This window comes from Rhodococcus sp. HM1, from assembly GCF_023218075.1.
Taxonomy (GTDB): domain Bacteria; phylum Actinomycetota; class Actinomycetes; order Mycobacteriales; family Mycobacteriaceae; genus Rhodococcus.
In genome coordinates this window covers 32,364-45,850 of sequence record NZ_JALPTB010000034.1, presented here as the reverse complement: position 1 = coordinate 45,850, position 13,487 = coordinate 32,364, and the positions used below count along the sequence as shown (strand labels likewise).

General features: G+C 67.9%; 8 protein-coding genes. 6 read left to right on the top strand and 2 right to left on the bottom strand.

The window, feature by feature from the left end; all coding sequences use genetic code 11:
• Positions 1–189: 189 nt before the first annotated feature.
• The 6 genes from M1M07_RS18180 (at position 190) to M1M07_RS18155 (ending at position 9,751) form a co-directional block, all read left to right on the top strand.
• Entirely contained in the window at positions 190–2,313 is a 2,124-nt protein-coding gene (locus M1M07_RS18180) for a molybdopterin-dependent oxidoreductase (RefSeq protein ID WP_248675095.1), read from the top strand.
• Entirely contained in the window at positions 2,303–4,531 is a 2,229-nt protein-coding gene (locus M1M07_RS18175) for a molybdopterin-dependent oxidoreductase (protein ID WP_248675094.1), read from the top strand. Before M1M07_RS18180 ends, M1M07_RS18175 begins: the two co-directional genes overlap by 11 nt.
• The gene (locus M1M07_RS18170; RefSeq protein WP_248675093.1) at positions 4,528–5,760 is read left to right on the top strand and encodes a 3-hydroxyacyl-CoA dehydrogenase; all 1,233 of its coding nucleotides are present in this window, start codon (positions 4,528–4,530) and stop codon (positions 5,758–5,760) included. Before M1M07_RS18175 ends, M1M07_RS18170 begins: the two co-directional genes overlap by 4 nt.
• Complete coding sequence (locus M1M07_RS18165; RefSeq protein ID WP_248675092.1) at positions 5,757–7,376, top strand: FAD-dependent oxidoreductase; 1,620 nt, start codon at positions 5,757–5,759, stop codon at positions 7,374–7,376. Before M1M07_RS18170 ends, M1M07_RS18165 begins: the two co-directional genes overlap by 4 nt.
• A gap of 103 nt (positions 7,377–7,479) precedes the next feature.
• Entirely contained in the window at positions 7,480–9,003 is a 1,524-nt protein-coding gene (locus M1M07_RS18160; RefSeq protein WP_248675091.1) for a class I adenylate-forming enzyme family protein, read from the top strand.
• Between the two features lie 7 nt (positions 9,004–9,010).
• Positions 9,011–9,751 (top strand): SDR family NAD(P)-dependent oxidoreductase, encoded by a 741-nt coding sequence (locus M1M07_RS18155; RefSeq protein ID WP_248675090.1) that lies wholly within the window; start codon positions 9,011–9,013, stop codon positions 9,749–9,751.
• A 149-nt stretch (positions 9,752–9,900) separates the two neighbouring features.
• On the opposite strand, the gene M1M07_RS18150 is transcribed toward M1M07_RS18155, so the two are convergent.
• Complete coding sequence (locus M1M07_RS18150) at positions 9,901–11,262, bottom strand: MFS transporter (protein ID WP_248675089.1); 1,362 nt, start codon at positions 11,260–11,262, stop codon at positions 9,901–9,903.
• A 74-nt stretch (positions 11,263–11,336) separates the two neighbouring features.
• A complete protein-coding gene (locus M1M07_RS18145; protein ID WP_248675088.1) occupies positions 11,337–13,487 on the bottom strand; it encodes a molybdopterin-dependent oxidoreductase in 2,151 nt (716 codons plus the stop codon).

Here is a 13,487-nt window from a genome sequence, read left to right as displayed (position 1 = left end):
ACTGGACCACAAGGCCGTTCACCGACATCACGTTGTCGGTGAACGGCCTTGTACAGTCTCGACGACGACGTTGCCCGCCCGACGCCTTTTGCAGTGTTTAACTACAGATGTTAGATTAAGCCCATTGTGGTGGTGCTCACGTCTTTGCAGGGCGATTGTCTCTGCCCGAAACCGCGGAGGGAGCAGCCGATGCCGGTGAAGTTGTCCTATTGCCGTCTGTGCCCCGCGTCGTGCGGGGTGCGGGTGGAGGTCGACGGCGACCGCATCGTCGGCATCGTCGGCGACGGCCTGCACCCGCTGTCCGGCGGCTACTCGTGCCCGAAGGGCCGTCGGGGCGGCGATTTCCTCCAGGGCCCGGACCGGCTCACCACATCGATGCGCCGAACCCGCAACGGCGACTACGAGCCCGTTCCGGTGGATACCGCGATCGCGGAGATCGCCGAGCGGATCGCCGCGATCACCGGTGAGTACGGCCCGGACTCGCTCGGTCTCTTCATGGGCACCCAGCAGAACTTCGCAGCGCTGACCGGACCGATGGCGCGAGCGTGGTTCCGCACCACCGGATCTCCCAAACTTTTCTCGACCATGACGATCGACCAGTCCGCCAAGTGGGTCGTGCAGGCGCGGATGGGGGAGTACCTCGGTGGAAGACAGCGCTTCGACACGGCGGACGTGTGGCTGCTCGCGGGCACGAACCCGATGGTCTCCCTCAACGGAGGCGACGGCGACGGCGCGATCACCCGCAACCCGTCGGTCTCGATCCGCGACGCGCGGGCCCGCGGACTGAAGCTCATCGTCGTCGATCCGCGACGCACCGAGACCGCAGTTCGCGCCGATCTGCACCTGCAGCTGCGGCCCGGGACCGACGCCGTGCTGTTCGCCGGATTGCTGCACGTGATCCTGTCCGAAGGCCGCCACGACCGGGAGTTCTGCGACCGCTTCGCGGACGGCCTCGACGCCCTCGCCGCCGCGGTCGCGCCGGCCACTCCCGAGCGCACCGAGGAAGCAACGGGTGTTCCCGCCGTCGACGTGATCCGGGCAGCCAGGCTGTTCGCGGCGGGACCCCGGGGCATGGCGACGACGGGCACCGGGGTGTGCATGGGCCCCCATTCCAACCTCGCTGAGCATCTCGTGGCGTGCCTGAACGTCGTCTGCGGCCGGTACCTGCGCGAAGGTGAGATGACACCCAACCACAACGTGCTCGCGCGGGACGTCCCGTTGCGCGCCGAGGTTCGTCCTGCAGCTCGTACCTGGGAGTCCGGGTTCCGCAGCCGCATCGGCGGAATCGGAACGATGAACGGGGAACTGCCGTCCGGGATTCTCGCGGACGAGATCCTCGAGCCCGGCCCCGACCGGGTGCGTGCCCTGGTGGTTTCGGGAGGCAATCCCGCACGGGCACTGCCGGACCGGGTGAAAGCCGAACGGGCACTGCGTGCGCTGGACCTGCTGGTGTGTGTCGACACCCGCATGTCGGATACCGCGCGGCTCGCCGACTTCGTGATCGCGCCGACGATGGCATACGAGCGTCCCGACCACACGCTGTTGATGGAGTTCTTCTTCGCGCGGCCCTTCGCGCAGTACACCCCGCGGATCGTGGCGCCGCCGGAAGGCGTGATCGAGGACTGGGAGTTCTACTTCCGTCTCGCCGCCGCGTCCGGTCGGTCGATCAAGTTCGCCGGGCGCGTGCTGGATCCGGCTGGACCGCCGCCCTCGGAGGAACTGCTCGCGATGTTCGCCGAGCGCGGGCGCATTCCCGTGGACGAGTTGAAGAAGGCGCCGCGTGGCATGCTTGCGCCTCCCGACGACAAGGTGGTGGGACCACCGTCCGAAGACGCAGCAGGGCATCGTCTTTCGTTGTGCCCGGACGACGTCGCCGGGGAAATCGCCGCTGCACTCGGCGAATCGATCCGGATCAACGAGTTTCCGATGCGCCTGACGGTGCGGCGAATGCGGGAGTTGATGAACTCGCTGGGCCGGGAGATCGGCGGGTTACCACGCCACGGGTACAACCCCGCAGGCGTGAATCCGGAGGACATGCAGCGACTGGGCATCGAACACGGCGACATCGTCCGGATCCGCTCGGCCCACGGACGGATCCGGGCCGTCGCACATACCGACCCGAGCGTCGGCCCGGGCACGGTGTCGATGACCCATTGTTGGGGTGGTTCCGACACCGAGGCGGACCCTCGGGTCGCCGGGAGCAACGTGAACGACCTGACCGGCTACGACCGGGTCCAGACCATCAACGCAATGCCCAGACTGACCGCAGTACCCGTGACCATCGAACGTGAGGTGTGTGCAAGTGCTCGCTGACAAGACCGTCGGGGTACGCATCTGCCCGTTGTGCGAAGCCACGTGCGGATTGCTGTTCGAACTGGACGGACGCACCGTGACGTCGGTGACGTCCAACCCCGACGACGTGTTCAGCGCCGGACACAGTTGCGCCAAGGGACTGGGCCTCGCGCGGCTGGAGAACGACCCCGACGTCATCCGTACGCCCCTGATCCGCGACGGGGACGGCTTCCGCGAGGCGACGTGGGACGAAGCCTTCGCCGAGATCGGCCGACGACTGCCTCCGATCATCGCGGCGGACCCGAACAGCTGTGCCGTGTACTCGGGCAACCCTGCCGCCCACCACCTCGACCCGTCGCTGTACGCGCACCCGCTGATCGCTGCCATCGGCACCCGCAACGTCTACTCGCCCGCGAGCATCGACACCCTGCCGAAGAACTACGCGAACATGCTGCTCTACGGAACCGGACTGGGGATGCCGGTCCCCGACATCGACCACACGTCCTACCTGTTGATCCTCGGTTCGAATCCGCTTGTATCGAACGGAAGTACGATCACAGCGCCCGGCATCGGCAAGCGGCTCGACGCCTTGCGTGCGCGCGGCGGCACGCTGGTGGTGGTCGATCCGGCACGCACCCGCACGGCGGAGATCGCCGACCGCCACCTTGCCATCCGGCCCGGAACCGACGCCTTCTTCCTGCTCGCGCTCGTGTCGGTGATCGCCGCGGAAGGTCTCGCCGCTCCCGGCCGCCTGAGCGAATACACCGACGGCATCGACGACGTCCTCCGTCTCGCCGAGCCCTTCACCCCCGAAGCGGTCGCGGGAATCTGCGGACTCGACGCCGACGAGATCCGCCGGGTCGCCCGCGAGTTCGCGGCTGCGGACGCCGCCGTTGCGCATTCCCGAATGGGTTCGTGCACACAGGAGTTCGGCAGTATCGCGAACTGGATGATCGAAGTTCTCAACGTCGTGACGGGCAATCTCGATCGGCCGGGCGGAGCGATGTTCCCGGTCCCGCCCGCCGGCGGACCCACCACGTGGCCCGCAAACCCGAAGGCACCACGTGTCTTCGATCGATGGCGATCGCGAGTGCGCGGCATGCCGGAGGCGATGGGGGAGATTCCCGCGGTGTGTTTCGCCGAGGAGATCCTCACCCCCGGGCCGGGACAGGTGCGCGGCCTGATCACGATCTCCGGCAACCCGGCCCGGTCACTCCCGAACAGCCGAGCCGTCGAGGCTGCGCTGGCCGACCTCGACTTCATGGTGTGCATCGACGGCTATCTCAACGAGACGACCCGGCACGCCGATGTCATCCTGCCGCCCCCGCCGCTGACCACCCGCGGACACCACGACCTTGCGATCACTCACTTCCAGGTGCGCAACGTGGCCCGCTATTCGGCGCCTCTGCTCGAGCCCGGCCCGGGACAGATGCCCGAATGGCAGATTCTGTTGCGGCTCACGGCAATCGTGAGGGGCGAACCCGACCGCCCGATCGCCGAGCTCGACGAGGAGGTCGCCGCCACCGCGATCCGACGCGCCGCGAGACTCGCCGGCCGCGATCTCGACGACGTGGTCCGGGCCACCGGCGATCGCACCGGCCCCGAACGGCTGCTCGATCTGCGGCTGCGCAGCGGCCCGTACGGTGACCGGTTCGGCGCCGTGCCCGGCGGCCTGACCCTCGAACTGCTCGAGCGCAACCCCAACGGCGTCGACTACGGGCCTCTGGAACCGCGGGTACCCGAGGTGTTGCGGACGCCGAACGGCCGGATCGACCTTGCCCCGGACGAGTTGGTGGCCGATCTGTCCCGCCTGCGCGATGCGCTCGAGCAACCCGTCCCCGACCTGGTCCTCATCAACCGGCGTCAGCGCCGCGGCATGAACTCCTGGCTGCACAATGCGCTGCCCCAACCGGATTCGGGGCAGTGCGCCCTGTTCATGAGCCCGGTCGACGCGGCGGCGCGCGACCTCGTCGACGGCGATACGGTGCGCGTCACGTCGAAGACCGCATCGATCGTCGCGGAACTGCACGTCACCGACTCGATGCGGCAGGGCGTGGTCAGTCACCCGCACGGGTGGGGACACGACGGTGCGGGGCTGCGCACCACCCGCTCGGCCGCGGCGCCCGGCGCCAACGTCAACGCCCTGGTCGACGACATGGTGGTCGAGCCGTTGACGGGTACCCCGATCTTCAACGGATTCGCCGTCGACGTCGCCCGCATCGAGAGCGTGCCGGCATGACCGCGGAGCCGGGGACCCTGGCGGGCACCACGATCGGAGTCGTCGGGGCGGGGATGATCGGGGCCGCCCTTGCCTACACGTGCGCGAGGGCGGGAGCCGACGTGGTCCTGTTCGCGCGGACGCACGACGGCGCACGCAGGGGCAAGTCGTATGCCACGCGACGGGAAGAACGTGCCCTCCGTGCGGGCACGACGAGCGAAGCCGTGTCGCAGGCACTGCTCGACCGCATCCGGCCCACCGCACGCGCCGAGGATCTGGCGCAGGCGGCGCTCGTCGTCGAAGCGGTCGCCGAGAACGTCGCGGTCAAACAGCAGGTCCTGCGGGCGGTCGAATCGGTCACCGCGCCGGACGTCGTGCTCGCCTCTACGACCTCGACCCTGCCGATCACCACCATCGGGTCGGCGCTGGCGCGCCCGGAGCGTTTCGTGGGGATGCACTTCTTCTCCCCGGTCGACCGGATGGCCCTGGTGGAAACCGTGGTCGGCGCGCGCACCGCCGAGAGCGCCCTCGCCAGCGCGCTGGCCTACGCGCGGCAGCTGGGGAAGACACCCATCGTGGTGCGCGACAGCCGGGGATTTTTCACCAGCCGGGTGATGGAACGCTACCTCGACGAGGCGATGATCGCGGTCGGGGAAGGAATCGATCCGGGCGTCGTCGAACGCGCGGCGACCGACGCCGGATACCCGGTCCCACCGCTGCAACTGCTCGACGAGATCTCGCTGACGCTCAACCGGGACGTGCAGCGCGAGAACCGGATCGCCGTCGAGGACGCGGGCGGCACATGGCACGGCACCCGTGCGGACCGGGTCCGGGCACGCATGATCGACGACCACGACCGCGGCGGCAGATCGGTGGGCCGCGGGTTCTACGACTACGACGCCGACGGCGCGCGCATCGGGTTGTGGCCCGGTCTTCGCGAGTCGTTCGGTCCGGTGAAGCAGATCTCGATCGACGACATGTGCGACCGGTTGCTCTTCGTCGAGGTCGTCGAAGCGTTGCGGTGTCTCGCCGAGGGTGTCGTCGCTTCCGCCGCCGACGCGGACAGCGGTTCGGTGCTCGGCATCGGGTTTCCCGCACACACGGGCGGGGTCGTCTCGTTCGCCCGCGCCTATCCAGGGGGCGTCGACGGGTTCACGGCCCGCGCGCACGAACTCGCCGATCGCTACGGCGACCGTTTCCTCCCGCCCGAGCCGGGTCCGCAATTCAACGAACAACCGGAGTGGCCATGACATACGTAGTGACCCAATCCTGCTGCAACGACGCGACGTGTGTCGCGGTGTGCCCGGTGAACTGCATCCACCCGACCCCCGACGAAGCGCAGTACGCCCGCACCGAGATGCTCTACATCGACCCCGATGCCTGCATCGACTGCGGCGCCTGTGCCGACGTGTGCCCGGTGGACGCGATCGTTCCCGACAGTGACCTCACGGCCGAGACCGAGATCTACCGGGAACTCAATGCCTCGTACTTCGCGGACAACCCGACCGCGTCCGGCCCCCGAGAGGTGCCGGCGGAACCCGCCACCGCAACCGACCGGCCGGGTCCGCTGCGGGTGGCGATCGTGGGGTCCGGACCCTCGGCCTTCTACGCGGCCGAGGAGCTGCTGAAGCGGCGCGACGTCGACGTCGAGGTCTCCATGTTCGAACGGCTCCCCGTTGCCGGCGGGCTCGTCCGCTACGGGGTGGCCCCGGACCACCAGACGACGAAGGCGGTGGAGCGGGTGTTCGCCCGTACCGCCGGCCGCACCGGGTTCCACGCCTTCTTCGGTGTGGAGATCGGCCGCGACATCGGCGTCGACGAATTGCTCGACCATCACCATGCGGTGATCCACGCGAGCGGAGCGTCCGGCGACCGGAAGCTCGGAATTCCGGGCGAGGACCTGCCGGGCAGTGTGGCCGCACGGGAATTCGTCGCCTGGTACAACGGGCATCCGGACCACGCAGACCGCACGTTCGACCTGTCGGGACGCCGGGCCGTCGTGGTCGGCAACGGCAACGTCGCGCTGGACGTGGCGCGCATCCTGGCACGCGATCCGGAACGCCTCGTGCCGGGTGACATCGCCGAGCACGCACTGGAAGCGCTGCGGCACAGCGCGATCGAGGAAGTGGTGGTGCTCGGTCGCCGCGGTCCCGAACACGCGGCGTTCACGACCCCCGAGCTGCTCGCGCTGGGGTCGCTGCCGGAGGTCGACGTCACCGTGCACGGAGGGTACGAGGCACCCGAGGGCGCGTCGGTCAAGCTTCGGACGATCGCGGAGTATGCGCGACGGGTTCCGCGGCAGGGCCGCCGGCGGATCACGCTGCGATTCCACGGAGCGCCGGTCGAGATTCTCGGCGGCGACGGCGTCGAGGGCATCCGGATCGCGCCGTACGGACGGGAGGGGACCGAGGCCGACCTCGAGGCCTCGCTGGTGGTGCGTGCCGTGGGCTACCGTGGCCGCCCGCTTCCGGGTCTTCCGTTCGACGACGAGCGCGGGACGGTGCCCAACGTCGCCGGTCGGGTGATCGATCCGGCCGGCGACCGTCCGGTGCCGGGCCTGTACGTCGCCGGCTGGATCAAACGGGGTCCGACGGGGGTCATCGGCACCAACCGGTACTGTGCCGCGGAAACGGTCGAGGCTGTGGTCGCCGATCACTCGCGTGCGCTGCTTCCTCGGCCGAGCCGGGCACGTGACGAGCTGGCGTCGCTGGTCGAGAGCCGTTGCCCGACGGCCATCGAAGTCGACGGCTGGAGGCGCATCGACCGGCACGAACGCGTCGAGGGGCGACGGCTCGGCCGTGCCCGGCAGAAGCTGGTCGACGTCGAGTCGATGCTCTCGGTGGCGGGCGGTCCGGGCGGCAGGTGAGACTTGCCCCAATAAACAACAAACATTAGATTTAACGCGCGGATGTGACCTACGTCTCACCGGGTCGGGTCCCGCGATCGACGCATACATCTTGGAGGTTTGCATGAGCGGCACCGTGGTAGATGCTTTGACCTACTGGGCTCGGTCGAAGCCGGATCTGGCGGCGATCGACTTCGACGGCGACGTCGTCACCTACGCGGAATTGTCCACCTGGGCGGACGGGGTCGCGCACGACCTCGCGTCCCGCGGCGTAGTCCCCGGCGATCGGGTGAGTTTCCTCGGCGTCAACAGCCTCGAGTGGGCCGTGGCGTCGCTCGGCGCGATGAAGGTCGGTGCCATCTCGGTGGGGTTCAACCAGCGCATGCTGGCGGGTGAGCTCACCACCCTCGTGGAGGACTGCGAGCCCACTGTCGTCTACTGCGACGAAGCGCTGCTTCCTCGCCTCGAAGAGGTGCAGCAGGCGCGCAACACGTTCTCGATCGCGGTGTTCGAGAAGGATGTTCGCCCGTTGCGCGGGGGTGGACACGAGCGGTACCGCACGCCGGTCGTCGATCTCGATACCCCCACCGCCATCGTGTTCACCAGCGGCACCACCGGACGACCCAAGGGCGTGATCTTCACCCACGCCACGATCGCCGGCGAGATGCACGAGTGGTCGCTCATGGAGCCCATCCAGCCCAACGGCCTGCGGCCGCTGCTGGTGCTGCCGCTCTTCACCGCCGCCGGGATCATCTGGGGCATTTCGCGCGTCGTCCTGCAGGGCGGAACCCTGTTCCTGCAGCCCGGATTCGATCCGGCGAAGGCGCTGAAGGTGTTGTCCGAGGACAAGGCCAACACCCTCACCGGGCCGCCCATCCTGTTCGAGCAGATCGCGAAGGTGCCCGGATTCGCCGAGGCCGACCTGAGTCACATGATCACCGCGCACGTCGGTGGCGCCCGCGTCCCGGTCGACCTGCTCGGCAAGTGGCAGGAGCAGGGAGTGGCGCTGCGGCAGATCTACGGTCAGACCGAGATCGGCGGTTCGGCGACGGCGATGCCCCGAGAGGAGGCTGCCGAGCATCCCGACAAGTGCGGCTGGGGCGGGATCTTCACGAAGATCCGGGTCGTCGACGCCGAAGGAAACGACCTCCAGCCCAACGAAACCGGGCAGATCCTGCTGCGCGGGCCGGGCATGATGCCGGGGTACTGGCGCAACGAGGAGGCCACCCGCGCCGCCCTCGTCGACGGCTGGCTCCAGACCGGCGATCTCGGCAAGCTCGACGAGAACGGCTACCTCACGTACGTCGATCGTCTCAAGGACATGATCATCTCCGGTGGCCTGAACATCTCGCCCGCCGAGATCGAGTCCGTCATCAACCAGATCCCCGGCGTCGAAGAGGTCGCCGTGATCAGCGTTCCCGACGCCAAGTTCGGTGAGACGCCGGCCGCGCTGGTCAGGGCCACCACGGAGATGAAGGAATCCGAGGTCGTGGACTTCTGCAACGACCGGCTGGCCGACTACAAGGTGCCGCGCTACGTCGTGTTCCTGGACGAACCGCTGCCCCGGATGGCCAGCGGGAAGATCGCCAAGCGAGAGCTGCGCGATACCTTCGCGGACGTGCCCGACAACTACGAGAAGGTCCGGTGATCGAGTAGTGGACTCGCAGAGAGTTGCCGTCGTCACCGGCGGCGGTCGCGGTATCGGTGCTGCAGTCTCGCGACGCCTCGCCGCCGACGGATTCGCCGTCGCGGTCAACTATTCGCGCAGTGCGCGCGACGCCGAGGACGTCGTCGCGAAGATCGTCGCGGACGGCGGACGGGCCGTGGCGATACAGGCCGACATCTCCAAGGCTGCCGACGCCGAACGGCTCATCGCCGACGCGACCGCGCAGTTGGGTGCACCGACCGTCCTCGTCAACAACGCGGGGATGAACAAGGCCGGTGCAGCCCGGAAGCAGAGCCCCGAGGAATTCGACGAGGTCGTCTCGGTGAATCTCAACGGGGCGTTCTACTGCACGCACTTCGCGCTCCCGGCCATGTATGAAGCGGGCTGGGGCCGAGTGGTTTTCGTCAACAGTCCGTCGGGTGGTCGTCGCCCCGCGCCCGGCATGAGCGCCTATTCCGCGGCGAAGGCGGGTCTCGTGGGCATGGCCAAGACGATGGCCCAGGAGGTGGCGCGGCGGGGCATCACGGTCAACTGTGTGATGCCCGGGTTCGTCGCGACCGACATCGTGTCGTCGGGCGGCGAAGCGGGTGTGGAAGCACTGACGAAGCACTGGCCGTCGATCCCGCCCGAGTCGATCGCCTCGACCGTGTCGTTCCTGGTGAGCGACAACGCCGCCGACGTCTCCGGCGAGGAGATCGGGGTATGGCGGGGCGGCCCCGTAGGCGTCTGAAACTCGAACACACTGCGACCCATGCCGATTCGATCGGCATGGGTCGCAGTTCTTTTGTGTCGTCGTGGAGCCGGCCGCACCGGCGAGCCTACGCCGAAACGAGGACAGGCCCCGGTCGTATCGACCGGGGCCCCGCCTCGAACCGTGCGTTACACCGACACCGGGGCCTCGGCGTCGTCCTGGGTGCGGACCGAGGACCGTCGGCTGCGGGACAGGAAGGTGGCCGCGAAGCCGAGCAGTGAGACGACGCAGACCAGGAGGCTGAGCCAGACGGTGGTGTCGTCGAAGGCAAGCGCGACCGCGATGACCGGGACGACCGCCGCACCCAGCGCATTGCCGGCCTCACGGCCGAGACCGAGCCCGCTGTATGCGTGCTGGGTGTGGAACAGCTCGATGACGTATGCGCCCATCGGGCCGAAGATGGCGGCGACGCCGATGCCGTTGCCGGCGGCCATGACCACCCAGTACAGCAGCGGGGGAGTGCCGACGCCCGACAGCAGCGAGATGCCGATCCAGGCGAACGCGGCGCTGTAGAGGAAGCCGAACATGATCACAGGCGCTCGCCCGACCCGGTCCGACAGGGAGCCGAACATCGGGATCAGAGCGGCGTTCGTGAGCTGCGCGGCGATGAGACCGACGAGGACTTCGGTGCCGCCGTAGCCGAGTTGGTTCTTGCCGAAGGTGCCCATGAACACGATGTAGAAGTAGCCGATGCCGGTCTGGCCGATGGTCATCACGAGCACGGTCAGCAGGGCGCGCGGCTGCTGCCGGATAACGTCGAGGAGCGGACGTTTCGAGACTGTGTCGCTCTCCTCGATCTCACGGAAGGCGGGTGTCTCGGGCAGGCTGCGGCGAAGCCACAGGCCGTAGGCGAGGATCACGACGCTGCACAGGAACGGGATGCGCCAACCCCACGCGAGGAAGTTTTCCTGGGACATCAGCGACGACACCACGAGCAGCGAGAGCGTTCCGAGCACACCGCCGAGCGCCGCGCCCATACCGGGCAACGAGCCCATCAGGCCCTTCTGCTTCTCGGGTGAGAACTCGACGGCGACCAGGGCCGCACCGCCGTACTCACCGCTGGCGCCGATGCCCTGCAGGATTCGCAGGAACACCAGCAGAGCCGGTGCGACCCAGCCGATCTGGGCGTAGCTCGGCAGCAGACCGACGAGCAGGGTGGCGACACCCATCAGAACGAGGGTGAAGACGAGGATGCGCTTGCGACCGAGGCGGTCGCCGAGGCTGCCGAGGATCACTCCGCCCAACGGGCGGACGAGGAATCCGACGGCGAATGTGCCGACCGCCTGGAGCGTTCCCAGGAGGGGGCTCGAGCCGGCGAAGAACACGCTGGCGAAGACCACCGACGCTGCTGAGGCGTAGAGGCTGAAGTCGTAGTACTCGAGCAGAGTCCCGACGAATGCGGCGCGGCTCGCGCGTCGCGAGTCCGCGCGGGAGTGTCCGGGATGGGTGCCTGCAGGGGAGTCTGCAGGCACAGTTGTACGTTCGGTCATGCGAAACCTCGCGTTGGGGGATGGTGGGCGAGAGGCCGATCGTGAAGTGACGCCGACCACATTAGCTACAGTGATTAGATTTGTCTATCGGGTGCGCTGCTCTCGCTCCGCGTGACCTCGACGTTGATTCCGGTGAGGTGCGACTGATTGCTGAGGATGTCGTACGCACCGATTCCGGTGGGGGAGAGGTTGTTCACGTTCACGCCCGGGTGACGCCGCGCCACGTCGAGGCTGCGAGCGGTGCGCTGGCCCCAGCCGTGCGTCATCGCCACCACGCCCGGTCGCAGCCCGTCGTCGTATTCCAGCACGGCGTCGATCGAGCCGTACCGGTTGTGGACGGTGACGTGATCGCCTTCGGCCAGATCGCGCCGTTCCGCATCCTTGGGGTTCATCCACAGCGGATTATCCTGGTGCACACCTTGTTTCAAGATCGAAAGGTTGTGAAGCCAGCTGTTCACCATGTACGGGGTGCGGCGGGTGACGAGCTTCAGCTGGTCCGCGCTCTCGGCGCGCAGCTCCTCGAGGATGTCCTCGGCGGTGCGGTAGGCGCGCCGGAAAATAGTTGGGCAGCAATCGATCAGGCCGTCGTCGTGCTGGACCGCGATGGTGAACACGTGGGACGGCACCGCCTCGGGCAGCACCGCCGTCTGACACGGCATCGATTGCAGGAGTTCGATGCTCAAACCGGCATCGCGCATCGCTGCATCGGCCGCGGCGAGAGGATCGGGATCCGGGGCGTCGAGCAGGGTCGTGACCCCCATCTCCTGCTGGATCCGCGACAGGATCCACCAGTCGTCGCGACGTTCACCCTTCGGAGGCACCACCGCGGGGGTGTACTGCACGTACGGCTCCAAGGCCACGCCCATCGTGTTGAGGAAGTTGACGTCCTCGTGCTCGAGCCAGTCGGTGGCGGGCAGAACGAAATCGGAGATCTCCCCGGTGACCGTGCGATACAGGTCGATGGTGACGATCAGCTCGACACTCGCCAGAGCCCGGCGGAGTTCTTGCTCGCCGCCCACCGACAACAGCGGGTTGCCGGAGATCACGATCAACGCCCGAATGGGATCGTCCGGATTCTCGATGTACTCCGCGAGCCGCGCCGCGGGAAGATCCCCGCCGACGGTGCGGGTCTCTCCGAGGCTGCTGGAGAAGAACGGATCCTCGCGCCTGCGCTTCGAGTTCTGCACGACGTCGGTCATGCCGCGCGAGTAGATGTTGCCGCCGCGCCTGCCGAGGTTGCCGGAGAACAAGCTGATCATGTTGAGCATCCAGTACGCCAGCGCACCCTGACGTCCTTGGTTCACGCCGGTCGCCATATAGATGCTCGCCGTGGGCGCGGCGCAGAAGTCGTCGGCGACCTGCCTGATGGAGTCGGCTTCGATGCCGGTCACCGCGGCCACCCGCTCGGCCGGATAGCGCTGCACGAATTCGAGCAGTCCGTCGACGTTGCGTGCGTACTTCTCCACCTCGGTGCGGTCGTATCCGATCCGGAAGACGATCTCGTGCAGCATCGCCGCGAGGAAGTAGAAATCGGTGTCCGGTTTGATCAACAGCACGTCGCCGGTGTCCGGTCCCGACGACTCGATCCGCCGCGGGTTGACGAAGAGCACGGTCCCACCCCGGTGCTTCACCGCCTTGATCTTCCCCATCGGGTCCGAGACGTGCATCAGCGTCATGTGCGAGACCTGAGGATTGCTGCCCAGGCAGAGGAAGTAGTCGGTGTGCAGCAGATCCGGGATCGGGTGGGCCATCGATGCCCCGTAGATCGCCTCGCTCGCAGCGTATTTCGCGGAGGTGTCCTGGGTGCCGGCGCTGAAGCGCATCCGGGTGTCGAATCCGCGTGCGAGCGCCGCGGCGTTGGCGTAGTAGGTGCCGTTGAACGCCGACGGGTTGCCCTGGTAGATCGCCAGTGCGTTGCGTCCGTGCCGTCGGCGGATGTCTTCGAGGCGGGCGGCGATCTCGCCGACGGCATCGTCCCAGTCGACCGGTTCGAAGTCGCCGGCCTCGGTCCTGCGTGGATTCGTGCGTCTGAGTGGCCGGTCGAGGCGGTTCGGATCGTCGTGCACCCGGAGATAGTGCACACCTTTGTGGCAGGAGAAGCCCTTGTGGACGGGATGGTCCTGGTCCGGTTGTAACCGGACGACCCGATCGTCCTCGACATCGGCGACGAGACCGCAACCCGGTTCACAGATGCGGCAGAAGGTGTGGACCCGGCGCGCGGTCAT